Annotated in this window: 29 protein-coding genes and 1 riboswitch; of the genes, 15 read left to right on the top strand and 14 right to left on the bottom strand. The window is 67.0% G+C overall.

Going from position 1 to position 25,676, the window contains the following annotated elements:
* Positions 1-98: 98 nt before the first annotated feature.
* The 8 genes from ybgF to CFB40_RS04010 all read right to left on the bottom strand — a co-directional run bounded on the left by ybgF (position 99) and on the right by CFB40_RS04010 (position 6,457).
* Complete coding sequence (gene ybgF, locus CFB40_RS03975) at positions 99-848, bottom strand: tol-pal system protein YbgF (protein ID WP_011351071.1); 750 nt, start codon at positions 846-848, stop codon at positions 99-101.
* Between the two features lie 19 nt (positions 849-867).
* Positions 868-1,380 carry a peptidoglycan-associated lipoprotein Pal gene (gene pal / locus CFB40_RS03980; protein ID WP_089424598.1) on the bottom strand — a complete coding sequence of 171 codons (513 nt, stop codon included), beginning with the start codon at positions 1,378-1,380 and terminating at the stop codon, positions 868-870.
* A 17-nt stretch (positions 1,381-1,397) separates the two neighbouring features.
* Positions 1,398-2,693, bottom strand: coding sequence for a Tol-Pal system beta propeller repeat protein TolB (gene tolB / locus CFB40_RS03985; protein WP_043189432.1), 1,296 nt, complete (start codon positions 2,691-2,693; stop codon positions 1,398-1,400).
* Between the two features lie 109 nt (positions 2,694-2,802).
* Complete coding sequence (tolA, locus tag CFB40_RS03990; RefSeq protein ID WP_089424599.1) at positions 2,803-3,858, bottom strand: cell envelope integrity protein TolA; 1,056 nt, start codon at positions 3,856-3,858, stop codon at positions 2,803-2,805.
* Positions 3,855-4,304 carry a protein TolR gene (gene tolR / locus CFB40_RS03995; protein ID WP_011351075.1) on the bottom strand — a complete coding sequence of 150 codons (450 nt, stop codon included), beginning with the start codon at positions 4,302-4,304 and terminating at the stop codon, positions 3,855-3,857. Before tolR ends, tolA begins: the two co-directional genes overlap by 4 nt.
* A gap of 10 nt (positions 4,305-4,314) precedes the next feature.
* Positions 4,315-4,992: a protein TolQ gene (tolQ, locus tag CFB40_RS04000; protein ID WP_021157170.1), complete on the bottom strand. Its 678-nt coding sequence runs from the start codon at positions 4,990-4,992 to the stop codon at positions 4,315-4,317.
* A 130-nt stretch (positions 4,993-5,122) separates the two neighbouring features.
* The gene (ybgC, locus tag CFB40_RS04005; protein ID WP_089424600.1) at positions 5,123-5,608 is read right to left on the bottom strand and encodes a tol-pal system-associated acyl-CoA thioesterase; all 486 of its coding nucleotides are present in this window, start codon (positions 5,606-5,608) and stop codon (positions 5,123-5,125) included.
* Between the two features lie 102 nt (positions 5,609-5,710).
* Complete coding sequence (locus CFB40_RS04010; RefSeq protein WP_089430665.1) at positions 5,711-6,457, bottom strand: SDR family NAD(P)-dependent oxidoreductase; 747 nt, start codon at positions 6,455-6,457, stop codon at positions 5,711-5,713.
* 180 nt (positions 6,458-6,637) lie between these two features.
* Positions 6,638-6,738: riboswitch (ZMP/ZTP riboswitch) on the top strand.
* A gap of 137 nt (positions 6,739-6,875) precedes the next feature.
* On the opposite strand from CFB40_RS04010, the gene glyA reads away from it, so the two are divergent.
* The 7 genes from glyA to CFB40_RS04050 all read left to right on the top strand — a co-directional run bounded on the left by glyA (position 6,876) and on the right by CFB40_RS04050 (position 11,664).
* Positions 6,876-8,123 carry a serine hydroxymethyltransferase gene (glyA, locus tag CFB40_RS04020; RefSeq protein WP_021157166.1) on the top strand — a complete coding sequence of 416 codons (1,248 nt, stop codon included), beginning with the start codon at positions 6,876-6,878 and terminating at the stop codon, positions 8,121-8,123.
* Positions 8,124-8,129: 6 nt separating this feature from the next.
* Positions 8,130-8,609, top strand: a complete 480-nt coding sequence (gene nrdR / locus CFB40_RS04025; RefSeq protein ID WP_089424602.1) for a transcriptional regulator NrdR — start codon at positions 8,130-8,132, stop codon at positions 8,607-8,609.
* Positions 8,610-8,762: 153 nt separating this feature from the next.
* Complete coding sequence (locus CFB40_RS04030; RefSeq protein ID WP_089430666.1) at positions 8,763-9,326, top strand: GspH/FimT family pseudopilin; 564 nt, start codon at positions 8,763-8,765, stop codon at positions 9,324-9,326.
* Between the two features lie 5 nt (positions 9,327-9,331).
* A complete protein-coding gene (locus tag CFB40_RS04035) occupies positions 9,332-9,733 on the top strand; it encodes a type IV pilus modification PilV family protein (RefSeq protein ID WP_089431352.1) in 402 nt (133 codons plus the stop codon).
* The gene (locus CFB40_RS04040) at positions 9,723-10,556 is read left to right on the top strand and encodes a PilW family protein (protein ID WP_089430667.1); all 834 of its coding nucleotides are present in this window, start codon (positions 9,723-9,725) and stop codon (positions 10,554-10,556) included. The genes CFB40_RS04035 and CFB40_RS04040 overlap by 11 nt, the downstream gene beginning before the upstream one ends.
* 203 nt (positions 10,557-10,759) lie before the next feature.
* A complete protein-coding gene (locus CFB40_RS04045) occupies positions 10,760-11,221 on the top strand; it encodes a pilus assembly protein (RefSeq protein ID WP_089431354.1) in 462 nt (153 codons plus the stop codon).
* Positions 11,218-11,664 carry a type IV pilin protein gene (locus tag CFB40_RS04050; RefSeq protein WP_089430668.1) on the top strand — a complete coding sequence of 149 codons (447 nt, stop codon included), beginning with the start codon at positions 11,218-11,220 and terminating at the stop codon, positions 11,662-11,664. The genes CFB40_RS04045 and CFB40_RS04050 overlap by 4 nt, the downstream gene beginning before the upstream one ends.
* Positions 11,665-11,721: 57 nt before the next feature.
* Here the strand turns inward: CFB40_RS04050 and CFB40_RS04055 are convergent, their stop codons facing one another.
* From CFB40_RS04055 to CFB40_RS04065, 3 genes are all read right to left on the bottom strand, one after another.
* Complete coding sequence (locus CFB40_RS04055) at positions 11,722-12,165, bottom strand: DUF3318 domain-containing protein (protein WP_089424607.1); 444 nt, start codon at positions 12,163-12,165, stop codon at positions 11,722-11,724.
* Between the two features lie 43 nt (positions 12,166-12,208).
* A complete protein-coding gene (locus tag CFB40_RS04060) occupies positions 12,209-12,598 on the bottom strand; it encodes a phage holin family protein (RefSeq protein WP_011351086.1) in 390 nt (129 codons plus the stop codon).
* Between the two features lie 123 nt (positions 12,599-12,721).
* Positions 12,722-13,024 carry a DUF883 family protein gene (locus CFB40_RS04065; RefSeq protein WP_006494044.1) on the bottom strand — a complete coding sequence of 101 codons (303 nt, stop codon included), beginning with the start codon at positions 13,022-13,024 and terminating at the stop codon, positions 12,722-12,724.
* A gap of 318 nt (positions 13,025-13,342) precedes the next feature.
* Between CFB40_RS04065 and CFB40_RS04070 the strand changes: the two genes are divergently transcribed.
* Positions 13,343-13,981 (top strand): peroxiredoxin, encoded by a 639-nt coding sequence (locus CFB40_RS04070; protein ID WP_069247250.1) that lies wholly within the window; start codon positions 13,343-13,345, stop codon positions 13,979-13,981.
* A gap of 150 nt (positions 13,982-14,131) precedes the next feature.
* On the opposite strand, the gene CFB40_RS04075 is transcribed toward CFB40_RS04070, so the two are convergent.
* Entirely contained in the window at positions 14,132-15,319 is a 1,188-nt protein-coding gene (locus CFB40_RS04075; protein ID WP_021157157.1) for an acyl-CoA dehydrogenase, read from the bottom strand.
* A gap of 164 nt (positions 15,320-15,483) precedes the next feature.
* Here CFB40_RS04075 and CFB40_RS04080 point away from each other — a divergent pair, with 164 nt between their 5' ends.
* Together CFB40_RS04080 and CFB40_RS04085 are read left to right on the top strand one after the other, a co-directional pair.
* A complete protein-coding gene (locus CFB40_RS04080) occupies positions 15,484-16,275 on the top strand; it encodes an IclR family transcriptional regulator (RefSeq protein WP_089430669.1) in 792 nt (263 codons plus the stop codon).
* Positions 16,276-16,407: 132 nt separating this feature from the next.
* A complete protein-coding gene (locus tag CFB40_RS04085; RefSeq protein ID WP_089430670.1) occupies positions 16,408-16,818 on the top strand; it encodes a GFA family protein in 411 nt (136 codons plus the stop codon).
* Positions 16,819-17,023: 205 nt separating this feature from the next.
* Here the strand turns inward: CFB40_RS04085 and CFB40_RS04090 are convergent, their stop codons facing one another.
* The gene (locus tag CFB40_RS04090) at positions 17,024-17,827 is read right to left on the bottom strand and encodes an EAL domain-containing protein (protein WP_089424610.1); all 804 of its coding nucleotides are present in this window, start codon (positions 17,825-17,827) and stop codon (positions 17,024-17,026) included.
* A gap of 364 nt (positions 17,828-18,191) precedes the next feature.
* Between CFB40_RS04090 and CFB40_RS04100 the strand changes: the two genes are divergently transcribed.
* From CFB40_RS04100 to fahA, 5 genes are read left to right on the top strand one after another with little or no spacing between them, the layout of a single operon-like run.
* A complete protein-coding gene (locus CFB40_RS04100) occupies positions 18,192-19,853 on the top strand; it encodes an FAD-dependent oxidoreductase (RefSeq protein ID WP_089430671.1) in 1,662 nt (553 codons plus the stop codon).
* 28 nt (positions 19,854-19,881) lie between these two features.
* Positions 19,882-20,112, top strand: a complete 231-nt coding sequence (locus CFB40_RS04105) for a DUF2783 domain-containing protein (protein ID WP_069247256.1) — start codon at positions 19,882-19,884, stop codon at positions 20,110-20,112.
* Complete coding sequence (locus CFB40_RS04110) at positions 20,109-21,470, top strand: MFS transporter (protein WP_089430672.1); 1,362 nt, start codon at positions 20,109-20,111, stop codon at positions 21,468-21,470. The genes CFB40_RS04105 and CFB40_RS04110 overlap by 4 nt, the downstream gene beginning before the upstream one ends.
* A 15-nt stretch (positions 21,471-21,485) precedes the next feature.
* On the top strand, positions 21,486-22,820 hold the full coding sequence (hmgA, locus tag CFB40_RS04115; RefSeq protein ID WP_089430673.1) for a homogentisate 1,2-dioxygenase: 1,335 nt from the start codon (positions 21,486-21,488) through the stop codon (positions 22,818-22,820).
* Complete coding sequence (fahA, locus tag CFB40_RS04120; RefSeq protein WP_089430674.1) at positions 22,817-24,121, top strand: fumarylacetoacetase; 1,305 nt, start codon at positions 22,817-22,819, stop codon at positions 24,119-24,121. Before hmgA ends, fahA begins: the two co-directional genes overlap by 4 nt.
* Before the next feature lie 151 nt (positions 24,122-24,272).
* Here the strand turns inward: fahA and CFB40_RS04125 are convergent, their stop codons facing one another.
* Positions 24,273-25,433, bottom strand: a complete 1,161-nt coding sequence (locus CFB40_RS04125) for an MFS transporter (protein WP_089424615.1) — start codon at positions 25,431-25,433, stop codon at positions 24,273-24,275.
* Between the last annotated feature and the right edge of the window lie 243 nt (positions 25,434-25,676).

Genomic DNA, 25,676 nt, shown 5'->3' on the forward strand with positions numbered 1-25,676 from the left:
AACCTGTTGGTTCGTTGCTTCAACAACTTGGGCAACGACCCAAAGAGCAAAAGATTATAGCGACGGGTTGTCAGGCTGTCAACAACCCGCCGCGATAATTATTTGATCGTCTCGAGCTTGCCCTGCGCGGTCTGCGCTGCGTTCGACCCGGCGTACTGCGACACGACCTGCTCGAACGTCTTCTTCGCGGCCGCCTTCTGGCCTTGTTCGAGCTGGTTCGTGCCGATTGCCACCAGGGCGTCGGCTGCGCGCGGATGTTGCGGGAACTTGCTGACGATCCCTTGCCACGTTGCAGTCGAACCGCGGTAGTCGCGCAGCGCGTATTGCGCATTGCCGTACCAGTACTGCGCGGTCGGCTGGTAGGGGCTCTGCGGATACTTCGCGATGAACGCGCGGAACGAAGCCGCGGCCGCCTTGAAGTTGCCGTTGCGGAACTGCTGCTGCGCCGCGCTGAGCGCATCCGTTTCACCCGGCTGCACGGTGCCTTCGACACCATCGATCGTCGCCTGCTGCGGCTCGAACTTCTTGAGCCGCGTGTCGAGATCCTGGTAGTACTCCTTCTGCTGCCGCTCGAGCGTCGTCAGCCGGTTCGTCAGGTCCTCGTTCTCGCCGCGCAGCGTCGCGACCTGCTGGTTCAGCTGGTCGAGACGGCCGGATTGATCGAGGATCGTACGCTGGGCGGCGGACAACTGGCTCGCCAGGTTGTCGGTTTTGCTGCGCAGATCGAGCACGGCGCGGCGCGCTTCGTTGTCGTCGAACACGCCGGCGTGCGCCGGCGCGGCCGACCACGCCGCGCCGGCGACGCAGAATGCTGCGGCAACGCGCAGCAGGGATACACGGTGCGTCATACGGCGATTCTTCCGTTACTTACTGTTGGTAGACGAGGTCGGCGCGACGGTTCTGCGCCCACGATGCTTCGTCGTGACCCGCTGCCTGCGGCTTTTCCTTGCCGAGGCTCACGGCTTCCATTTGCGAATCGTTCACGCCGAGCAGTGCCATCGCGCGACGGACGGCTTCCGCACGCTTCTGGCCCAGCGCGAGGTTGTACTCGCTCGTGCCGCGTTCGTCGGTGTTGCCCTGGATCAGCACGTGGCGCTGCGGGTGGCTCTTCAGGTACTGAGCGTGCTGCTGCATCAGCGGCTGGTACTCGTCCTTCACCGAATAGCTGTCGAAGTCGAAGTAGATGCTGCGCTTCGCGAGCGGGCTGTTCGGGTCGTTCAGCGGATCGACGTTCACTTGCGCGACGTTGTCGGCGCTCGGTTGCGTGCTGACCGCACCGCCGGCATTCGCCTTGTCGTCGAGCTTCACGCCCGACTTGCACGCTGCGAGCGCGCTGATCATCATCACGGCCAGGGCCAGACGAGCTTTATTCGACATCATGTTTACTCTCCTTGTGGTCATTGCATGAAGGGCCCCCACGACGGCTCACGTACGGAGCCGCCCTGGACGGACAGGATTTGCGGCGGCGCGCTGCCGTCCGAGGGCACTGCTGCCAGAACATTGCGACCACCCGACTGGGTAGCGTACAGAAGGTACTGGCCGTTTGCCGCGAAGCTCGGCGATTCGTCGCGATTCGTATTCGTGATGGCGTTCGCCGCGCCGGACTGAAGATCCTGAACGTACAGCTTGAAGCCCCCACCCGTGCGGGAGATGTAAGCGAGCAGCTTGCCGTCCGGGCTGATACGCGGACTCGTGTTGTAGCTGCCGGTGAAAGTCACGCGCTGCGCGGCACCGGCGCTTTCACCCTGTGCCGGCATCCGGTAGATCTGCGGCGCGCCGCCGCGATCGCTCGTGAAGTAGATCCAGCGGCCGTCCGGCGAGTAGAACGGCTCGGTGTCGATCGAGCTGCTCTGCGTGAGGCGGCGCAGGCCGCCGCCCGTCGAGTTGACCGTGTAGATTTGCGTGTTGCCCGTCAGCGACAGCGCGACGGCCAGCGTGTTGCTGTCCGGCGACCAGGCCGGTGCGCTGTTGTTGCCCTTCTGGTCGGAGACGATGTAGCGACGGCCGGTCGGCAGGTCGTGGATGTAGACGATCGGCTTCTTGCGCTCGAACGAGACATACGCGACCTTCGTGCCGCTCGGCGACCAGGACGGCGAGATGATCGGTTCGGTGCTTGACAGCGCGATGCGCGCGTTCTGGCCGTCCGAATCCGAGATCTGCAACTGGTAGCGGTTGCCGGTCTTGATCACGTACGACAGGCGCGTGGCGAACACGCCGCGCACGCCGAGCAGCTTCTGGTAGATGTAGTCGGCGATTTTGTGGCCGGCCGTGCGCAGCGTGGTGTCGGTGGCCGTCAGGGACAGGCCGCCGAGGCTTTGCTGCTTCACGGTGTCGTACAGGATGAAGTTGACCTTGTACTGGCCGTTCGCCTCGCGGTTCACGCTGCCGGCGACGAACGCATTCGCGCCCTTGGCCTTCCATGCGCCGAGGTCGACCGATGCGCTCTCCGGCACGGGCGTGCTGCCGGCGTCGATGTTGGTGAATTTGCCGCTGCGGGCGAGGTCGGCGCGGACGATCGACGTGACCTGCTGCGGCAGGTTCGCCTCATTCGCGAAATTCGCCGTGGCGATGGGGAACTGGGTCGACCCGACACCGGTGATCAGCACGTTGACCTGGGCGTTAGCGGCGCTGCCCGCCGTAATCAGACACGAGGCCACGAGTGCCCTGAAACCTAGCTTTGTCATCAAACTCATGCTTCTTGCTTCCCGTATGGCTTGGATCGCTGCGCAACGGCAGAGACAGTAAAAATACCCGATTCGTTCCCGTCCGACAGCGACGCCCGGAGTGTAAGCGCAATTCTTTTCACTCCGCCGCCTTGAAGGTAATCGTAATGTCAGACGGGGTACGACCGTTAGAATCGGGCGGCAACGGGACCGATGCGTGGATTGCACTCACCACGGCTTGATCCCACCCCGAATTCCCGCTGGAGCGGGAAACCGATGCGCTCAATACGTCACCGGACGGCGTGCACCGAATCTTGACGACGGTGGTCAGGCCTGCTCGCTCGCCGCCCCAAACGATGTTCGGCTTGACGCGGCGGCGCACCTTGTCGGCATAGCCGGGCGTCGCGGCATTGCCGCCTGAGCCCGTGCCCGTGCCGCTTTTCGCGAGGCCTTCGCCGCCGCCTTCACCGGCGCCGGACAGGCCCTGCATCTGTGCCAGGCGTGCGCTGCGCTCGCGGTCGAGCTTCGCGTTCGCTGCCGCATTGGCCTTCGCGCGCGCCGTGGCTTCGGCCTTCGCCTTGGCCTGGGCTTCCGCCTTTGCCTTCGCGGCCGCGTCGGCCTTCGCCTTCGCCGCCTGCTGCGCTTCGAGCTGCGCCTGCTTTTGCTGCTGGAGTTTCTGCTGCTCGAGCTTCTGCTGCTCGGCGAGCTGCTGTTGCTTGAGCTTGTCGGCCTGCTTCTGCTTGTCGCGTTCCGCGGCCTTTTGCGCGGCGAGTGCGGCTGCCTGCTGCGCCGCGAGCTGCGCGCGCCGGGCTTGCTCTTCCTGCTGGGCCTTCAGTTGCTGCGCGCGACGCTGCTGCTCGAGCAGTGCTTCACGCGCGGCCGCTTCCTGCTGCCGCTTCTTCTGCTGCAGCGCGATGTCGGCCTGCTCGTCGCGCACCGGGGGAGGGGGCGGCGCGACCTTCACGGGCGGTGCGGGTGTGACAACGGGCCGCGGCGCGGGGACATCGGGCACCTCGGTCCACAGCTCGGCTTCGGCGCCGGCCGGCGTGCTGTTCTGCCACTGCACGCCGTGATACAGGAACAGCGCGAGCAGCACGTGCATCAGCGCGGCGAGCGCGAATGCGCGCCAGGTGCCGCGCTCGCGGGGAGGCTGAGGCGGGTAGGCGGAGCTGCGCGTGGATTGCTGCCGGTTCATTGCGATTTGACGAGGAGGCCGACGCGCTTGACGCCGCGCGCCTTCAGATCGGACATCACGGTCATGACGGCATCGTACTGCACCGTCTTGTCGGCCGCGATCACGACCGGCTGGTCGGGATGGTCAGCCTGCCGGGCCACGATGAAGCTGTCGAGCTCGGCCTTCGTCATCGTGTCTTCCTGGGTCGCGCCCGAGTCGCCCTTGTACTTGACGCTCATCGTGCGGTCGGCCTTGATATTGACGACGACGGGCGGTGTCTGCTCCTGCGGCGCGGCGTTGCCGACGGTCGGCAGGTTGATGATCGACGGGGCGACGAGCGGTGCGGTGACCATGAAGATCACGAGCAGCACCAGCATCACGTCGATGTACGGCACGACGTTGATGTCGGCCATTGCGCGGCGCGAGCGGCCGCCGCGCATGCTGGATCGGATGGGGCTTCCTGCCATGGCGCGCTCCTTACTGGGCCTGACGCTGCAGGATGTTCGAGAACTCTTCGATGAAGGTCTCGAAGCGGATCGCGAGGCGGTCGATGTCGTGCGCGTAGCGGTTGTACGCGACCACCGCCGGAATCGCGGCGAACAGGCCGATCGCGGTGGCGACGAGCGCCTCGGCGATGCCCGGTGCGACGTTGGCGAGCGTGGCCTGCTGCACGTTCGCGAGGCCGCGGAACGAGTTCATGATCCCCCAGACCGTGCCGAACAGACCGATGTACGGGCTGACCGAGCCGACCGATGCGAGGAACGCGAGGTTCGCTTCGAGCACGTCCATTTCACGCTGGAACGACGCGCGCATCGCGCGGCGCGCACCGTCGAGCACGAGGCCCGGATCGCTGATGCGCTTTTCCTTCGCCTTCAGGAATTCGCGCATGCCCGACTCGAAGATCCGCTCGAGCGCGCCGATCGTGTGGCGGTTGTTGGCTGCGCTCTGGTACAGCGCCTGCAGGTCGCCACCCGACCAGAAATCCTTCTCGAAGCGTTCGGTCTGCGCGCGCGCACGGCGGATCGCAAACCACTTGCGGAAGATGAAGGTCCACGACATCAGCGACAGCAGCAGCAGCAGCCCCATCACGGCCTGGGCCAGCACGCTCGCGTTGAGGACGAGGGAAATGATCGACAGGTCTTGAGAAGTGTTCATAGAGGTTTGAGTAACGTCCCTTCGGGGCGCCCGGTATGCGTGTGGCGCGGCGCGCCGGCCATGCCTGGCGCCGAACCTTGCTTAGTATCGAATCAGAAAGGCAAGTTCATAGGCTTTGTCTAAACGGCGCTCATGCGAGCTTCGTTGACAGTGCAGTCTGCCCGTCGTCGATGACGGGCCCGCGCTGCAGCGCGTCGAGCACGGCCGGCGGGATGGCCGCGGGCCGGATGCCGGTACGGTCGACGCAGCCGAGACGGATGTGCCCGGATACGAGCAGCGTGTCTCCGCACCAGGCTTCCTGCGCGAATTCCACCGACGCGCGGCCGATGCGTCCGGGCCGGCTCGTGATCGCCAGCGTGTCGTCGAGTCGCGCCGGGGCGCGGTAGTCGAGCGACGTGCTGCGGACGACGAAGATCGCGTCGGTGTCGTCGGCGAGCTGGCGCTGGTCGATGCCGCATGCGCGCAGCCACTCGGTGCGGGCGCGTTCGAAGAACTTCAGGTAGTTGGCATAGAAGACGATGCCGCCTGCGTCGGTATCCTCGTAGTACACGCGCACCGGCCAGATGAAGCCGGACGGCGCTTCCGGGGAGCGGGTAGGCTGGGTCATGGCGCGCATTCTACCGGAAGGCAAGAGCCTGATTCGTAACCGATTCGTAACGGAATGTAGTATGCCGTAGCACACCGCGGGCCGGCCCGGAGGGGCCGGGCCCGCGTGGCTTCAGCCGCGGTGGACGGTCGGGCCGCCGGGGGCTTGCGCGATCGGCATCAGCTCGATCGTGTTGACGTTGACATGCGCCGGGCGCGTCGCGATCCAGTAGATCGTGTCGGCGATGTCCTCGGGCATCAGCGGCTGAACATTGTTGTAGACGTTCGCCGCCTTGGCGTCGTCGCCGCGATAGCGGATGTTCGAGAATTCGGTGCCGCCGCACAGGCCAGGCTCGATGTCGGTGACGCGCAGCGGCGTGCCGAGCAGGTCGGCGCGCAGGTTCAGGCTGAATTGTCTGACGAAAGCCTTGGTCGCGCCGTAGACGTTGCCGCCCGCATAAGGGTACGAGCCCGCGACCGAGCCGATATTGAAGATGTGGCCGCGGCCGCGGTCGATCATGCCGGGCAGCAGCGCGTGCGTGACCGTGACGAGGCCCGTGCAGTTCGTGTCGATCATCGTGTGCCATTCGTCGAGACTGGCCTTTTGGGCCGGCTCGACGCCGAGCGCGAGGCCGGCGTTGTTGACGAGCACGTCGAGCGCCGCGAATTCGGCGGGAAGGGCGGCCGGCACGGCCTCGACGGCCGCGCGATCGCGTACGTCGAGCTCGAGCGGCAGAAGGGAATCGCCGAGTTCGGCGGCGAGCGCATCGAGACGATCCTTGCGGCGCGCGGTCGCGACGACGCGGTGGCCTCCCTTGACGAAGGCACGGGCGATGGCGGCGCCGAAGCCGGCGGACGCGCCTGTGACGAACACGATCATTGCTGCTCCTGGTGGATGACAAAATAGCGAGTGATATCCCGCAAGCCTACTGAGATTGCCGCACCGCGGCAAGGCGGCACAGCGTTCCCGCACGGGCGCGTAGAGTCTGGCCCCAATTGCTTCCGGCGCACCGCCGTGCGGTTGCCTATTCATGACGCATCCAATACACTAACGCGCTCATCACCCCTGCGTGACTGGCGATAGAACCCTTCGGGTTCAAGGTGGAGCATCCCACCGTGAAGCGCGGGGCGCCGTTTTTGCCGTTCGCCTGGGCAGCCGTTGTGCGCCGTCGCGTGCATCGCCGGTGGCTGTCCTGCCTCGCGTCATACGGATTCTTCCGCCACGTCGAGCTGGTCCCGCCAGCAGCGCACCGTACTCGGCCGCTCCGGTCAACCTGTACACACTTAACGGAAACCGTATGTTTGACAGAGCCCAAAGCACCATTGCGAACGTCGATCCCGAAATCTTTGCCGCGATCGAGCAGGAAAACCGCCGCCAGGAAGATCACATCGAGCTGATCGCGTCGGAAAACTACACGAGCCCGGCGGTGATGGCCGCACAGGGTTCGCAACTCACGAACAAGTACGCGGAAGGCTATCCGGGCAAGCGCTACTACGGCGGTTGCGAATACGTCGATGTGGTCGAGCAGCTGGCGATCGACCGCGTGAAGCAGCTGTTCGGCGCGGAAGCCGCGAACGTGCAGCCGAACTCGGGCTCGCAGGCGAACCAGGGCGTGTTCTTCGCGATGCTCAAGCCGGGCGACACGATCATGGGCATGAGCCTCGCGCACGGCGGCCACCTGACGCACGGTTCGCCGGTGAACATGTCGGGCAAGTGGTTCAACGTGGTGAGCTACGGCCTGAACGAGAACGAAGACATCGACTATGAAGCGGCCGAGAAGCTGGCTCAGGAGCACAAGCCGAAGCTGATCGTCGCGGGCGCGTCGGCGTTCTCGCTGAAGATCGATTTCGAACGTCTGGCGAAGATCGCGAAGTCGGTCGGTGCGTACCTGATGGTCGACATGGCCCACTACGCGGGCCTGATCGCAGCGGGCGTGTACCCGAACCCGGTGCCGCACGCGGACTTCGTGACGACGACGACGCACAAGAGCCTGCGCGGCCCGCGCGGCGGCGTGATCCTGATGAAGGCCGAGTACGAGAAGCCGATCAACTCGGCGATTTTCCCGGGGATCCAGGGCGGCCCGCTGATGCACGTGATCGCGGGCAAGGCGGTGGCGTTCAAGGAAGCGCTGTCGCCGGAGTTCAAGGCGTACCAGGAGAAGGTGGTCGAGAACGCCCGCGTGCTGGCTGAAACGCTGGTGAAGCGCGGCCTGCGGATCGTGTCGGGCCGCACGGAAAGCCACGTGATGCTGGTGGACCTGCGCGCAAAGAACATCACGGGCAAGGCAGCGGAAGCGGCACTGGGCGCGGCGCACATCACGGTGAACAAGAACGCGATCCCGAACGATCCGGAAAAGCCGTTCGTGACGAGCGGCGTGCGCCTGGGTTCGCCGGCGATGACGACGCGCGGCTTCGGTCCGGCGGAAGCGGAGCAGGTGGGCAACCTGATCGCGGACGTGCTGGACAATCCGGAAGATGCAGCGACGATCGAGCGCGTGCGCGCGCAGGTCGCCGAGCTGACCAAGCGTTTCCCGGTCTATCGCTGATCGACGATGCGCTGCCCGTTCTGCCGGCATGACGACACGCAGGTCGTGGATTCCCGCGTGTCCGAAGATGGCGCCGCGATCCGGCGGCGCCGTCGCTGCTCGGCTTGCGACAAGCGCTTCACGACGTACGAGCGGGTCGAGCTGTCCCTGCCGTTCGTCGTGAAGAAGGACGGCAGCCGCACGGAATTCGACCGTCGCAAGCTCGTCGCCAGCATGCAACTCGCGCTGCGCAAGCGGCCGGTCGCTGCCGACGCGATCGACGCGGCGGTCGCCCGCATCGAATATCAACTGCTCGCGACAGGCGAGCGCGAAGTGCGTAGCGAGAAACTCGGCGAACTCGTGATGAACGAGTTGCGCGGGCTCGATACGATCGCTTATGTCCGCTTCGCATCGGTGTATCGCCGGTTCGAGGACGTTTCCGAATTTGCCGACGTGATCGAAGAGTTCCGTCGCGCCTCTCCCGCCAAGACTCCACGTAAGCGCTGACGCGCTGCGTTCGTTCATCGTCTACTCCGTTGGGTCAGTTCGCGCCGATTGTGTCGGTCGCGATCGCATGCCGCCAGTCAGCCATTCGGCAAATGGTGCGTGTCCGCACGTGTCGCTACAGTCGTCGCATCACCTTGGCGACGGACGACTGCGATGGGACTGCACGCTCAACCCCTGAAGAATGTATTGCGACGCGCGGGCGGATTCACGCTCGTCGAACTGATGGTCGCCATCTCGCTGGCGGCCGGGCTCGCGCTTTATGCTGCGCCTGCGTTCGACCAGTGGCGCATGCGCGAACGCGTGGATGCACGCTCGCGCGCGTTGCTCGGTGCGCTGTCGTTTGCACGTAACGAGGCGACGCGTCTCGGCGTGCGCGTCACGCTGTGCCGGGCGGGTGGCGGCGGCACCTGTCTGCGTGCGGGTGAGCGGTGCGATCCGGCTGAATGGTCGTGTGACTGGATCGTCAGCGGGCAGGTCGACGGGCAGTCGCGCGTGCTGCGGCGCTATCCGCGCGATGCCGAAGTGGCTGTCGCGGGTGCCGCGCACGATCTCGCGTTCGCACCGCCGGTCGGACAGGCAATCGGTGGCATCCGGCGCTTCGAATTGCGTCCGCGACGCGACGTGCCGGGGGCGGACGACGCGCATACGTCGCGCTGCGTGCGGATCGCGGCAGGCGGCCGGGCGCGGGTTGTCGCCGGCCGTTGCGACGCGGCGTGAGCGTCATGCGCAACGCCATGCGCGGCACGTCGCTGATCGAATCGATGCTGGCCATCGCGCTGCTCGCGACCGTCATGCTGGCGGTAGCGGGCAGCCAGCTTGCGATGGCGCGTGCGCAGCGCGCGACGATCTGGCGTGAGCGCGCGCTGTGGCTGGCCGATGCGCGTATCGAGCGCTTGCACGTCGCTGCGGTGGCCGACGATGGCCTCGCGGCGCGAGCCGCAGCGTCGCTGCCCGGCGGCACGATGACGCGCGGTGACGGGCCGGATGGCGTTCGCTACACGGTTGTCGGCTGGCGCGGCGCCAATGCGGCCACCGGGCCGCGATGCGAAGCGGCGGGAAGCTCGGCGCAGCCGCCGTCGTGCGTCCGGATTCCGTATCGGGAGGCTGAAGCCGATGAACGCTGATCGCCGCATGCGTGCGCATACGTTGCTTGAAGTGCTGATTGCGATGACCGTCGGTCTGCTCGTGCTCGCGGCGGCCGGTGCGCTGTACCACGCGCAGCGCGTCGCACAGCGGCGCGCGGACGACGGGTTCCGGATGCGCGATGCGGCTGGCACCGCACTGATGCTGATCGGCCAGCAGGTCCAGATGGCCGGATTTCGGCCGCTCGATTTGGAAGGCGTCTCGTCGTTGCCACCCGTATTCGGCTGTTCGATGGCGCGCGTGAGGGGAGAGGGCGCGCAGGTACGGTGCGAGCCGGTGCGCGGTGCGTCGGACGCTTTGCTGATCCGGTATGTCGGCGATGCCGTGTCGACGTGGCTCACCGTTAGCGGCCAGGTGTCGGATTGCCTCGGGCAGGGTGTCGGCGTGTCCGGCGAACGTGCGCCGGTGGAGAACCGCTTCGATGTGCACACCAGTCCGTCGACGGGCGAACCTGAACTGTATTGCGAAGGAAGCGGCCGTCCGGGCACGCCGCAGCCGGTCGTGTCGGGAATCGATCAGTTGCGGGTGCGCTATCTTCGCCGCGGCGCCACGCAGTTCATCGATGCCGATGCATTGCGCGGCGACGACTGGCGCGATGTCGTGGCGGTGCATGTCTGCGTGCGGGCGCGCGGCGAACCGACGGGCGAGCCGGTGCGGCACGTCGACTGCGACGGCCGCATTGTCGTTGCGCAAGACGGCCGCGTGCGTCTGACGCTCGATCGCATCGTCGCGTTGCGCAATGCCGCGCGCACATTCGACGATACGTCGCGTGATGCTACGGATGAACGCGAGGTGCCGCGATGAACGGAGCGAGGCAGTATGCGCGCAAGAGGTCGCGGTGCGTTGCGACCCGCAACATGCATGCGCGAATCGAAACACGCAGTGACGGTCCGCGGCAGGCTGCAGGCGCGAAAGTCCAAACCGCGAGCCGGCAAGCGCCGCACATACGTTTGCGGTCAGCCAGCCGCGATTGGCGTCGCGACGCGGGCCTTGCATTGCCTGCGGTGATCGCGGTTGGCGCAGCGGTGGCGGCGCTGACCGGCACGTGGTTCGAAGCCGCACTGACGGAGTCGCGCCGCACGCGCGCATTGTCCGATCGGCTGGTTGCATTCCACGCGGCCGATGCCGCGCTGGCAGCGTGCACCGCGCGATTGCGCCGGGGCGCGGTGCCGTACGTGAGCGAAGGCGAGTCGCACGCGGAGCCCGACGCGTGGCGGCGCATGCCGGCGCTGGTGGCCGCCGAAGCGTTCGCGCCGTTCGCCGGATGGCCGATGGCCGTTCAACCGCCGCGATGCCTGATCGAAGCGTGGCGCGGGGCGGGGCCGGCCGGCGGCCGCGCATACGTCGTCACCGCGCGTGGCGTCGGTGCACATGCATCGAGCGCAGTCTGGCTGCAGCACCAGGTCGCGATCCGCGATGGACATATCGTCGCCCTGCACTGGCGTCGCGTCGCGACGGTGCTTCGATGAACGGTCGCGCGTCCGTGTACCGCTCGGCGGGATTCACGCTGATCGAACTGATGATCGTGCTCGCGATCGTTGCGGTGCTGGCCGGATGGGGCATCCCGTCGTATCGCGAGCATGTCGTGCGCATTCATCGCGCGTCGGCGGTCGCCGCGTTGTACCGTGCGGCCCAATATCTTGAAACACTGGACGGTGTGCCCCCTTCGGCATTGCCGATGGCGCTCACACAAGCGCCGCCGGACGGGCGCGCGGTCTATCGACTGGCGCTCAGGCGGCCGGACCGCGACGATTCGCCGGCGAGTTATGACCTGGAGGCCATCCCGCTCGACACGGGCCCGATGCACGACGACGCGTGCGGTGCATTCACGCTGCGTTCGGACGGGACGAAAGGCAATGTGCGAAGTGACGGCGCCGACGGACAGGTCGCGGCGTGCTGGGGCGTGCGTTGAATGCGGCGGGAGGGCGCGCCACGGCGCTTGGCCGTGCGCGCGGGATGCCGACGACGGTCAGTCGTCGTGCGTGTCGAGTCCGCGCTCGTCGCGGGACTGCTTCCAGATCCGGTAGACCTCCCATGCCGCGAAACCGAGGGTGCCCCACTTCAGCGCGGGGCCCGCACTCGCGCGCAGCAGCGAGCGAACGGGTTTGGCGAGGACGAGCGATGCGAGCGAGCTCAGCATCGGATACTGGTTGACGAGCTGTCCGAGGTTCGCGTTCAGGTTCTTGGCAGACTGGCTGAACTTGCTGCTGGACAGGCCGGGGATGAACACCTTGAGCCAGCTGAAGCGCGTCACCGCGCGGCGCATGTCGCCGGCGGCTTCCGCGAGTTCGAGCCGCTCGACTTCGGATCGCAGGATCAGCAGTTCCTTGCGGAGCGCGCGATGCTGCGACGCGCTCCAGTTCGATCGCGACGAATGGGAGCGGGGTGAATTGCCCGTGACGTTCTGGCTCATGGCGCGTCGGCGAAGTAGGTGGGAAGGGTGAGCGCGACTGCGTTCACGGCTTGCCGCGGAACAGTTCGCGGTCTTTCTCGAGTTCGGCGAGCGTCGCCTCGAATACGGTCGGCGCGTCGCGCAGGCCCGAGCGGGCCTTCAGTGCGCAAGCGATCCCGCCCGCGGCATACAGCGCGGTGATCGCCGCGAGCGACTGCCAGCGGTAGGTATCCCAGAACGCGATCGCGATGAGCACGGTCAGGCTGATGAGCGCCATCGTGGCGAGCATCATCGCGGCGAGCCCGAGGAACAGCACGCCCATCAGGCGCTCCTTCTCCTCGGCAAGCTCGATGCCCACCAGTTCGAGGCGCGTTTGCAGAAGGCCGATCGCGGAGCCGACGAGGCGGCGCAGCGGTCCTTGGCCGGACGGCTGCGAGGTGGTGTCTGTCGTCATGGGTGAGGTGCGTGCGCGTGCAGTGTGCAGCTAGGACAAAGCCGGCCGGCGGAAACCGCCGGCTGGCTTCGACGCCCGCAGGCCGCGCGACGCGGCCAACGGGACGAAACGGCGCAGAGCGCGTTACTTGCGGTTGATCAGCAGGCCGATCAGCACGCCCACGCCGGCGGCAACGCCGATCGACGTCCACGGATGCTCGTGCACGTAGTCGTCGGTCGCGCGTGCGGCCTTCTTGCCTTTCTCGACCACCACGACCTGGACGTCGGCCGCCTTTTCCTTGGCCTGCTTGAGGCGCGACATGGCTTTCTCGCGCAGCTCGGCCGCACGGTCGCCCGTGCTGCTCGCAGCTTGCTTGAGCAGGTCTTCGGCGTCCGAGAGAACGGTTTTGATATCCGACATCAGTTTCTCCTTGTTGATTTCCGACATTGCAACTCCCTTCGTGCTGTCATGCTGCAGGTTCATATCCTAGCGAAACGCCTGCCTGCTGGCGAGCCGGGAAGACACACGGTGGCGGTGCAAGACTGCATGGTAAACGACTCGCAATCATGAACAGAGCGACAAACGGGTTGAAAAGTTTCCCTTTCGGCCGGTTGTCCCGCCCCGACACCAGGCAAAAATGACAAAAAAGTATGAATATCAAACGGAATAATCGTTCGCATGCCCCATTGCTTCCCGTAAGCTGACAGACTTTCCCGCGCCGATCCGGGCGCGGTTTCAACCAGCATCGTTCGAGGAGGGAACATCATGAGTCTGCGTCTTGGCGACATCGCACCGGATTTCGAGCAGGAATCGAGCCTGGGCCCGATCAAGTTTCACGAATGGCTCGGCAACAGCTGGGGCGTCCTGTTCTCCCATCCGGCCGACTACACGCCGGTGTGCACGACCGAACTCGGGCTGACCTCGAAGCTGAAGGGCGAATTCGAGAAACGCAATGTAAAAGTGATCGCGCTGTCGGTCGACGGTGTCGAGTCGCACAAGGGCTGGATCAACGACATCAACGATACGCAGTCGACGGTCGTCGGCTTCCCGATCATCGCCGATGCGGACCGCAAGGTTTCGCAGCTGTACGACATGATCCATCCGAACGCGAACGAAACGCTGACGGTGCGTTCGCTGTTCGTGATCGACCCGAACAAGAAGGTGCGGCTCACCATCACGTATCCGGCCAGCACGGGCCGCAACTTCGACGAAGTGCTGCGCGTGATCGACTCGCTGCAACTGACCGACAACTACAAGGTCGCGACGCCCGGCAACTGGAAGGATGGCGACGACGTCGTGATCGTCCCGTCGCTGCAGGATCCGGAAGAGCTGAAGAAACGCTTCCCGAAGGGCTTCAACGCGGTGCGTCCGTATCTGCGCCTCACGCCGCAGCCGAACAAGTAAGCATCGGCTGCAGAGGAACGCGCTACCGGGCCGGCGGCCCGGGGCGCGGATCCGATGAAAAACGGCCCGCCCGGCATGACTGCCGGGTGGGCCGTGTCTTTTGCGCGAGCACGGCGCGGCGTGGCTGCCGCGCTCGCCGCATCCGGACGATCAGAAGAATGCCTGGATGCCCGTCTGCGCGCGGCCGAGGATCAGTGCGTGGATGTCGTGCGTGCCTTCGTACGTGTTGACCACTTCGAGGTTCACGAGGTGGCGCGCGACGCCGAATTCGTCGGAGATACCGTTGCCGCCGAGCATGTCGCGCGCGAGTCGTGCGATGTCGAGCGCCTTGCCGCACGAGTTGCGCTTCATGATCGACGTGATCTCGACGGCCGCCGTGCCTTCGTCCTTCATCCGGCCGAGGCGCAGCACGCCTTGCAGGCCGAGGGTGATTTCGGTCTGCATGTCGGCGAGCTTCTTCTGGATCAGCTGGTTCGCGGCGAGCGGCCGGCCGAACTGCTGGCGGTCGAGCACGTACTGGCGCGCGGTGTGCCAGCAGGACTCGGCGGCGCCGAGCGCGCCCCATGCGATCCCGTAGCGCGCCGAGTTCAGGCACGTGAACGGGCCGCGCAGGCCGCTCACGTTCGGCATCAGGTTCTCTTCCGGCACGAACACCTCGTCGAGGACGATCTCGCCGGTGATCGACGCGCGCAGCCCGACCTTGCCGTGGATCGCGGGCGCCGACAGGCCTTTCCAGCCTTTCTCGAGGATGAAGCCGCGGATCGCGTCCTTGCCGTTCTCTTCGAGCTTCGCCCACACGACGAACACGTCGGCGATCGGCGAGTTGGTGATCCACATCTTCGCGCCGGACAGCGAGTAGCCGCCGGGCACCTTTTTCGCGCGGGTGACCATGCTGCCCGGATCGGAGCCGTGGTTCGGCTCGGTCAGCCCGAAGCAGCCGATCCATTCGCCGGTGGCGAGTTTCGGCAGGTACTTCTGCTTCTGCGCGTCGGAGCCGAATTCGTAGATCGGGACCATCACGAGCGACGACTGCACGGACATCATCGACCGGTAGCCTGAATCGACGCGCTCGACTTCGCGGGCGATCAGGCCGTAGCTCACGTAGTTGAGGCCGGGGCCGCCGTATTCCTCGGGAATCGTCGGGCCGAGCAGGCCGACTTCGCCCATCTCGCGGAAGATTTCGGCGTCGGTGCGTTCGTGGCGGAACGCTTCGGTGACGCGCGGTGCGAGCTTGTCCTGCGCGTACGCCTGCGCGGCATCACGCACCATCCGCTCTTCTTCGGTCAGTTGCTGGTCGAGCAGCAGCGGATCGTCCCAATGAAAAGTTGCAGCACTCATCGTCTCATCTCCTGTCGACCCGAGTTAGCGCTTTAGCGCTTACTCGGGTCCCATGCTTTGCGGTCAGTCCCTGATTCAGCCGGGTTTGTTACCTGAGAGTTTGCTTGACTGAAGTTCCGCTGTGCGGAACAATGTTTTGCAAATCGAACCCAGTGTAGCACCAGATGACACTTTCAACCATCGACGAAACCACGATCGACGAACGCAAGTTCGTCGTCGCGCTCGCGCGCGGGCTCGACCTGCTACGCGCATTCCGGCCCGGGGAGACGATGCTCGGCAACCGCGACTTCGCGGAGCGCACGGGGCTGCCGAAGGCGACGGTGAACCGGCTCGCCTACACGCTGACCGTGCTCGGCTACCTGCGCTATGACGAGACGCTCGGAAAGTATGCGCTCGACGCCGGCGTGCTGTCGCTCGGCTACGCGCTGCTGTCGGGCTCGGGCACGATCGACCTCGCACGGCCGCACATGCAGGCGCTCGCGCGCGACATCGGCGCGGCCGTGTCGCTCGGCTGCCGCGACGGGCTCGACATGATCTACCTGGAGACGATCCGCAGCGAGACCGCGCTGACGCTCGGGCTCGCGCCCGGTTCGCGGCTGTCGATGCTGACGAGCTCGATGGGGCGCGCGTACCTGGCCGTGCAGCCGGAAGACGCGCGACGCGCGCTTTATGCGGAGCTGCATCGTGCGGCCGGCGGCGCGGCCGACGCCGATGCGCTCGTCGCCGCCGCGCAGCAGGCGGTGGCCGAGTTCTCGGCGGGTGGCTGTTGCTATTCGTTTCGGGCGTGGCACATGGACGTCAACGCGGCGGCCGTCCCGTTTCGCGAGCCGCGCGAGGGGCGCTGGCTGATCCTGAGCTGCAGCGGCCCCGCATCGTCGATGGACGAGGACGTGTTCCGTACGCAGGTCGGGCCGAAGCTGAAGGCGCTCGCGCAGCGGCTCGGGCCGACGGCCTGAGCGACGGGCGCGCGCGGTAGGGGGCCGTCGCCGGTACGGTCGGCAGCGCCCGAGCGTGACACCGCCGCCGGTTGTGCCACGAACGAACCGCGCGCATGATCGTTCGCCAGCTCACCAACGAAGAGGCTTGCCATGTCTCACGCAGAATCGATGGAAGGCGGATGCGCATGTGGCGCGATCCGGTACCGGATCACCCATGTCCCGGCCGACGCCGGCTTTTGCCACTGCCGGCTCTGTCAGCGCACGACCGGCGCGGCGGTCGTCGCGTCGGCGTCGGTGCCGATCGACGCGTTCGAATACCTGCAAGGTGAGCCGACGGTGTATGCGTCGAGCGCGTGGGGCGAGCGGCGCTTCTGCGGTCGTTGCGGCGCGCAGCTCGAATACCGGCTCAGTGATGCACCCAGGACGGTCGAGATCAATTACGCGACGCTCGACGAGCCGTCGCGGCTACGTCCGGCCTGGCATGTCTGGTATGGGGATCGCTTCCCGGGCATCGAGATCGACGACGATCTGCCCAAGTACGATGACGGTGGAAGGGCGTAAGCGGTAGGTCGCCGCCGACATCGACCGTGCCGGCAACGAGGCGCGCGCGTTCCCGCTAAGCCGGTCTTTCCACGAGGCCGGCAACCGCCGGCCGGACCTCGGACGACGGGGCGAGCCAGGCGGCCCGATCCCCACGTTACATCACCTGCATTCCACTGTCGGCACGCGACGCCCCGCGTGTGCGAACCCCCTCATGCACCGAGGCTCAGGCCGTCACGACCTTCGCAAACACGGGCCCCTGCATGAACCGGACGTCGTACTGGCGCAGCAGCTCGCACTGCGTTTCGTCGACGACGCCGTCGAAGATCAGCGGAATCCGCACGCGCTGCGCATAGGCGACGAGCGCCTTGACCATCCCGTCGCGCAACGCGATGCCCGCATCCATCTTGATGTAGTCCGGGCGCGCCATCTCCGATTCGACCGCGAGGATGCGGCCCGGGTCCGGCAGCTTGTCGGCGACCTTGAAGCCGTGATGCTGATAGCTGCGCGTCAGGTAGCCGAGGAAGGTCTTGTGCGCGACCGCGACCGCCGGCAGCTCGATCACGATCCGCTCGGCCGGCAGCCCGAAGCGCTGCAGCACCGACGAGAAATGCTTGCCGTGGTCGTACTTCACGCTCTTCAGCAGCCGTTCGTGCACGCGCAGGAACAGCAGCCCATGGCGCTGCGCGCCAAAGAAATTGATGGCATGCAGCGCGCGCGACAGGCGGTCGATCGCGACGAGCGTCTGGTCGTCGACGGCCGAGTCGACCGGATCGTGCGGCGCGCCCGTGACGACCGTCACGGCCTGGAAGCCGAGTTCGTCGCCGTAGCGCTCGATCGCGTCGGCGAACGACGTCGATTGCGGTGCGCCCGGCATCGTCACGTCGTAGATCGGTTCGTAGGCGCTGCCGAGCGTGCGCTCGGGCAGGTTCGCGCTTGCGGTGCCGCCATCGGCGAGCGCGAGGTGATCCCGCAGATACGGCAGTTGCCCGGCACGGGCGACCAGCTCGGGAATGGTGGGCGGAATCATCGGCGTAAGAAGGAAAAACGGCGGCCGAACGGGCCGCCTCGTAGCTTGATATTAGCAGTGCCGGCCAAGCTCGGCTCGGCGTTTCGTTCATATGGTTATCCCGTCGTCGACGCTTCGCCTAGGGTTTACGTTGATTTCACTATTCGTAATTGGTTTTACTATTCGTAAATCCAGGATTTGTCGCCGATCAAGAAATGCGGCATGCGGGCGCCGCGAAACGGCGCCGTTCACGAATCAACAGGAAGCAAGGAGCGAGACGTGGCGGTTGACAGGAATGGCACGCGGGAGAGCGGCGCGGCGCGCCGGCAGGCGACGGGCGGGAAGACGGGCGTGCCGGCCCGCGCCCGGCAGGGTTGAGGAGCGGATGGCGACCATGAGCATCGATTACCAGACGCTGAAGTTCGACTACCGCCCGCGTGCGCAGGACACGACCGTTCACCCGGTGATCGTCGTCGGCGCGGGCCCGGTGGGCCTCGCGGCCGCGATCGACCTCGCGCAGCAGGGCGTGAGCGTCGTGCTGCTCGACGACGACGACACGCTGTCGACCGGCTCGCGCGCGATCTGCTTCGCGAAGCGCACGCTCGAGATCTTCGACCGGCTCGGCTGCGGCGAGCGCTTCGTCGACAAGGGGGTGAGCTGGCACGTCGGCAAGGTGTTCCTGCAGGACGAGCAGCTGTACGCGTTCGACCTGCTGCCCGAGGAAGGGCATGCGCGCCCCGCGTTCATCAACCTGCAGCAGTACTACGTCGAAGGCTACCTGGCCGACCGCGCGTTCGAGCTGCCGAACATCGACATCCGCTGGAAGCACAAGGTCACGGGCATCGACCAGTCGGCCGAACACGCGGTGCTGACGATCGAAACGCCGGAGGGCGTCGCGACGCTGCGCGCGCAGTACGTGATCGCGGCCGACGGCTCGCGCAGCCCGATGCGCACGATGATGGGCCTCGAAAGCCACGGCCGCACGTTCAAGGACCGTTTCCTGATCGCCGACGTGAAGATGAAGGCGGAGTTTCCGACCGAGCGCTGGTTCTGGTTCGACCCGCCGTTTCACCCGAATCAGTCGGTGCTGCTGCATCGCCAGCCCGACAACGTATGGCGCATCGACTTCCAGCTCGGCTGGGATGCCGATCCCGTCGCCGAGAAGCAGCCGGAGCGCGTGATCCCGCGCGTGCGTGCGCTGCTCGGGCCGGACGTCGAGTTCGAGCTCGAATGGGTGAGTGTCTATACGTTCCGCTGCCAGCGGATGGAATCGTTCCGGCACGGCCGCGTGCTGTTCGCGGGCGATTCCGCGCACGGCGTGTCGCCGTTCGGCGCGCGCGGCGCGAACAGCGGCGTGCAGGACGCCGACAACCTCGCGTGGAAACTGAAACTCGTGCTCGACGGCCGCTCGGCCGACAGCCTGCTCGACACGTATGCGAGCGAGCGCGAGTTCGCGGCCGACGAGAACATCCGCAACTCGACGCGCTCGACCGACTTCATCACGCCGAAGAGCCCGGTATCGCGCGTGTTCCGCGACGCGACGCTGAAGCTTGCGCGCGACTGCGAGTTCGCGCGCAAGCTCGTGAACAGCGGCCGCCTGTCGGTGCCGGCGGTGCTCGCCGATTCGCCGCTGAACACACCGGACCGCAACGGCGACGCCTTCGCGGGCGCGATGCGGCCGGGCGCGGCGGCGGCCGATGCGCCGGTGCGTGCGCAGGGCGCGTCGGGCTGGCTGCTGCAGCATCTGGGCAGCGGCTTCACCGGCGTGCTGTTCGGGTTGCCGGGCGATGCGGCCGCGCTCGCGCAGGCGCTCGACGGCCTCGCGCTGCCGGTGCGGCCCGTGCTCGTCGTGCCGGCCGGGCACGCGCAAGCGGTCGCGGGTGTCGTCGTCGTGGAGGACGTCGACGGCTTCGCCGCGCAACGCTACGACGCGAAGCCCGGCACGTTCTACCTGCTGCGTCCCGACCAGCACGTGTGCGCGCGCACGCGCACGCTCGACCGTCAGGCGCTGGCCGACGCACTGGCGCGCGCGACCTGCGCACGCTGAAAACGATAAAGACACCGGAGACTCCGTCATGCCCCCACTCGACACCCGCCCGCGCCTGGCTGATCCGGACGCGTTCTACGAAGCGCTGATCGACATGCATCGCGACCTGTCCGACGCCGACAGCCAGCTCGTCAACGCGAAGCTGATCCTGCTGCTCGCGAACCAGATCGGCGACGCCGACGTGCTGCGCGAAGCGATGGCGCTCGCGCGCCAGGGCGTGACGCCGCCCGTGCATCCGGCCGCCGAGGTGACGCAATGAGCGCGGCGCCGGCCGACGCGCGCGTGCTCGAAGTCGAGCGCGTGATCGACGAGACCCATCGCCCGGGCTTCCACTGGATGCTGCTCGTGTTGTGCGGGCTGTGCCTCGTGATCGACGGGTTCGATGCGCAGGCGATGGGCTACGTCGCACCGAGCGTGATCGCCGAATGGGGCGTGCCGAAGCAGGCGCTGGGGCCCGTGTTCAGCGCGAGCCTGTTCGGGATGCTGCTCGGCGCGCTCGGGCTGTCGGTGCTGGCCGACCGGATCGGGCGGCGCCCGGTGCTGATCGGCTCGACGCTGTTCTTCGCGGTGACGATGCTCGCGACGCCGTTCGCGGGTTCGATCCCGGTGCTGATGGCGCTGCGCTTCGTCACGGGCCTCGGCCTCGGCTGCATCATGCCGAACGCGATGGCGCTGGTCGGCGAGTTCAGCCCGGCCGCGCATCGCGTGAAGCGGATGATGATCGTGTCGTGCGGCTTCACGCTCGGCGCGGCGCTCGGCGGCTTCATCAGCGCCGCGCTGATTCCGGCGCTCGGCTGGCGGTCGGTGTTCTTCGTCGGCGGCGCGGTGCCGCTCGTGCTGACGATCGCGATGGTCGCGCGGCTGCCCGAGTCGCTGCAGTTCCTGGTGCTGAAAGGGCGCGTCGCGCAGGCACGCGCGTGGCTCGCGCATTTCGCGCCGCAGGCCGGCATCGACGCGAACACGCGGATCGTCGTGCGCGAGCGCGCCGCGACCGGCGCGCCGGTCGCCGAGCTGTTCAGCCACGGCCGCCTGCCGGTCACGCTGCTGCTGTGGGCGATCAGCTTCATGAACCTGATCGATCTGTACTTCCTGTCGAACTGGTTGCCGACCGTGATGCGCGACGCGGGCTATGCGCAGGGCACGGCGGTGATCGTCGGCACGGTGCTGCAGACGGGCGGCGTGATCGGCACGCTGTCGCTCGGCTGGTTCATCGAACGCTACGGCTTCGTGCGCGTGCTGTTCGCCTGCTTCGCGTGCGCGGCCGTGTCGGTGGGGCTGATCGGCTCGGTCGCGCATGCGCTGCCGTGGCTGCTGGTGGTGGTGTTCGCGGGCGGGTTCTGCGTGGTCGGCGGGCAGCCGGCCGTGAACGCGCTCGCGGGCCAGTATTACCCGACGTCGCTGCGCTCGACGGGTATCGGCTGGAGCCTCGGCATCGGCCGGATCGGCTCGGTGCTTGGGCCGCTCGTCGGCGGACAACTGATTGCGCTCAACTGGTCGAACGGTGCGCTGTTCCACGCGGCCGCGGTGCCCGTGCTGTGCTCGGCGCTGTTCGTCCTCGGGCTGGCCGGTGTGACGAGGCGCAACGGCGCGCAGGCGCCGAACGCCGCGATGAATTGAGGGAGAAAGGAAACGATGACGCTTGACCTGTCGAAACCGGCAACCGCCGGCTACCAGAGCGGTTTCGCGAACGAATTCGCGACCGAGGCACTGCCCGGCGCGCTGCCGCACGGCCGCAACTCGCCGCAGCGCGCGCCGTACGGGCTGTACGCGGAGCAGCTGTCGGGCACGGCGTTCACCGCGCCGCGCGGCCACAACCGCCGCTCGTGGTTGTACCGTATTCGCCCGGCGGCCGTGCACCGGTCGTTCGAGCCGTATGCGGGCCCGCAGCGGCTCGTGTCGGAATTCGCTGATTCGGCCGACGTACCGCCGACACCGCCGAACCAGCTGCGCTGGGATCCGCTGCCGATGCCGGTCGAGCCGACCGACTTCGTCGACGGGCTCGTGACGATGGCCGGCAACGGCTCGGCCGCTGCGATGAACGGCTGCGCGATCCACCTGTACGCGGCGAACCGCTCGATGCAGGACCGCTTCTTCTACAGCGCGGACGGCGAACTGCTGATCGTGCCGCAGCACGGGCGGCTGTTCATCGCGACCGAATTCGGCCGGGTCGACATCGAGCCGTTCGAGATCGCGGTGATCCCGCGCGGCGTGCGTTTTGCCGTCACGCTGCCGGACGGCGACGCGCGCGGCTACATCTGCGAGAACTTCGGCGCGCAACTGCGCCTGCCGGACCTCGGCCCGATCGGCTCGAACGGTCTCGCGAACCCGCGCGACTTCCTGACGCCGCAAGCCGCGTACGAGGACCGCGAAGGCGCGTTCGAACTGATCGCGAAGCTGAACGGCCGCCTGTGGCGCGCGGACATCGGCCATTCGCCGCTCGACGTCGTCGCGTGGCACGGCAACTACGCGCCGTACAAATACGACCTGCGCCTGTTCAATACGATCGGCTCGATCAGCTACGACCATCCCGATCCGTCGATCTTCCTGGTGCTGCAGTCGCAGAGCGACACGCCGGGCGTCGACACGATCGACTTCGTGATCTTCCCGCCGCGCTGGCTCGCGGCCGAGGATACGTTCCGCCCGCCCTGGTTCCACCGCAACGTCGCGAGCGAATTCATGGGGCTCGTGCACGGCGCGTACGACGCGAAGGCCGAAGGCTTCGTGCCGGGCGGCGCGAGCCTGCACAACTGCATGTCGGGCCACGGGCCCGACGCGGACACGTTCGAGAAGGCGTCCGCGAGCGACACGACGAAGCCGCACAAGGTCGACGCGACGATGGCGTTCATGTTCGAAACCCGCACGCTGATCCGGCCGACGCGCTACGCGCTCGACACCGCGCAGCTGCAGGCCGACTACTTCGAATGCTGGCAAGGCATCAAGAAACATTTCAACCCGGAGCAAAAATGAGCGATACCCAAGACTGGCGCGCGACGCTCGACCCGGCCCGCAAGAGCTGGGTCGAGACGGCGAACGATCCCGCCTGCGATTTCCCGATCCAGAACCTGCCGTTCGGGATCGTCAGCGATGCGAAGCAAGCGTCGCGCCGTGCGGGCGTGGCGCTCGGCGACCAGATCGTCGATCTCGCTGCGCTCGCGCGTGCGGGCCTCGTGACGCTGCCGGCCGGCGCCGACGTGTTCGCCGCGCCGACGCTCAATGCATTCATCGCGCTCGGCCGCGACGCATGGCGCAGCGTGCGCGTGCAGCTGTCCGACCTGTTCTCGCGCGACAACGCACGGCTGCGTGACGATACGGCGCTGCGCGCACAGGTGCTCGTCGCGCAACGCGACGCGACGCTGCATCTGCCGGTCGAGATTCCCGGCTACACCGATTTCTATTCGTCGAAGGAGCACGCGACCAACGTCGGCTCGATGTTCCGTGATCCGAAGAATGCGCTGCTGCCGAACTGGTCGGAGATGCCGATCGGCTACAACGGCCGCGCGTCGTCGGTGGTCGTGAGCGGCACGCCGGTGCGGCGCCCGAACGGGCAACTGAAGCTGCCCGACCAGGAGCGCCCGGTGTTCGGTGCCTGCCGCAAGCTCGACATCGAACTGGAGACGGGTTTCATCGTCGGGAAGGGCAACGCGCTTGGCGAGCCGATCGCGTGCGAGGACGCGGAAGCGCATATCTTCGGGATGGTGCTGCTGAACGACTGGAGCGCGCGCGACATCCAGCAGTGGGAATACGTGCCGCTCGGGCCGTTCAATTCGAAGGGCTTCGCGACGACGATCTCGCCGTGGATCGTCACGCTCGACGCGCTCGAACCGTTCCGCGTCGCGCAGCCGGAGCAGTCGCCGCAGCCGCTCGCGTATCTGCGGCACGCGGGCAAGCATGCGTTCGACATCGCGCTGGAAGTGACGCTACGTGAGGAAGGGGCGGCCGAAGCCACGTCGATCAGCCGCACGAACTTCAAGCACATGTACTGGACGATGGCGCAGCAGCTCGCGCATCACACGGTCGCGGGCTGCAACACGCGCGTGGGCGATCTGATGGGTTCGGGCACGATCAGCGGGCCGACGAAGGATTCGTTCGGCAGCCTGCTCGAACTGACGTGGAACGGCAAGGAGCCGGTTGCGCTGAACGGTGGCGGCAGCCGCGCGTTCATCGAGGACGGCGACGAGCTCACGCTCGCCGGATGGTGCCAGGGCGACGGTTATCGGGTCGGCTTCGGCGCGTGCGTCGGCAAGATCCTGCCGGCGTTGAAGGCGTAACGCGCAACGTGGCGCACACGTGAGCATGACGGCCCGCATTGCGCGGGCCGTCGTCGTTTTCGCAGTGTGACCGGTGTATCGGTGGACGGGCGGCGCGTGTTCGTGTCGTCGTCGTTTGGGCGGCGCGCGGTGGTATGCTCGCGCCCCGGTGTCAGACCGCGCGTTGGGGCGCGACGCGGCGCTCCCACAGCGCGGCCGCGACGAACGCCGCGACACAGACGACCAGCACGCCGACCAGCGCGTGGCTGCCCAGTTGTTCCATCAACGCGCCGGCGACCAGCGGGCCGCCAAAGCTCGCGGCGCTCCATGACGCCGACACGAGCGAGCTCGCGGTGACGAGCGCCGCGCCGCGAAAGCGTTCACCGCACGCGACGAGCGACAGCGTGTAGATGCTGCCGGCCGCCGCGCCGAGCACGAACAGGAGCGGCCAGCACAGCCACGGATTGGCGATCACGAACGGCAGCAGCGGCAGGCCGGCGAGCACGATCCAGCCTGCGCCGAGGTGCACGCGTTCGCGGCCGAGCTTGTCCGCGAGCCAGCCGATCGGGAACTGCATCGCGGTATCGCCGAACAGCATGATCGACGCGAGCAGCACGGCGGTGGCGCTCGCGACGCCGTGATCCATCGCGTAGAGCGGCAGCAGCGACAGCGCGAGCGTATCGAACAGCGCGAAGAAGCCGGTGCCGATGATCAGCGCGGGCATGCGCGGCAGGATGTCGAGCCAGCGGCCGTGCGCTTCGTGATGCGCGTCGTCGCCGGCGAGCGGCGCGCGCCGGATCGTCGCAAGCGTCGGCAGCGCGAGCAGGAACAGCGCGCCGCACAGCGCGAAGCGGATGCTCGTCGCCCCGGCGATCTGGCTCACGAGCACGGGGCCCGCCATCTGGAACAGCGTGAAATTGGTCGCGTAGATCGCGACGACGCGGCCGCGCGTCGAATCGTCGGCGAGCTGGTTGACCCACGCCTCGCCGATCGTGAACAGCAGCATCAGCGCGGCACCGCACAGCACGCGCAGCGCGCCCCACAGGATCAGGTTCGACGTGAACTGCATCAGCGCGGTGGCCGCCGCGAGCAGCACGACCGACACGACGATCGCGCGGCGCGAGCCGATGTGCCGCGCGAGCGCGGTGACGAACGGGACGATCGCGAGGCCGCCGAGGGCCTGCGCGGCCGTCAGCATGCCGACGACGTTGGTGCCGTGTCCGGCTTCGGTCAGCGCGAGTGCGGTGAGCGGCAGCGTGGCGCCGGTGCCGAGACCGACGACCGCGACGCTCAGAATGAGTGCGAGGAAATCGCGATTAAGAATGGCTTTCATCGGCGGGGATGCTACACCGCGGACCTTGAAAGGTCCATGAAGGCCATCAGGTATAGGGCCTGTTCCCGCTAATAACGGGCTTGCGAACGTGCCTTGCCGGTCGTAACGCAAAAGGAGGAGCGCCGTTTGGCCGAGCCAAACAAGCGACGATCGCCGCCGCAATACGGCCGGCAAGGCACGTTCCCCTGTTTGGAAAAATCACTCGTGGGGCTGGCCGCCAGAAGGGCCGATCGCGGCGTCATG

This window comes from Burkholderia sp. AU31652 (assembly GCF_002223155.1).
GTDB lineage: Bacteria > Pseudomonadota > Gammaproteobacteria > Burkholderiales > Burkholderiaceae > Burkholderia.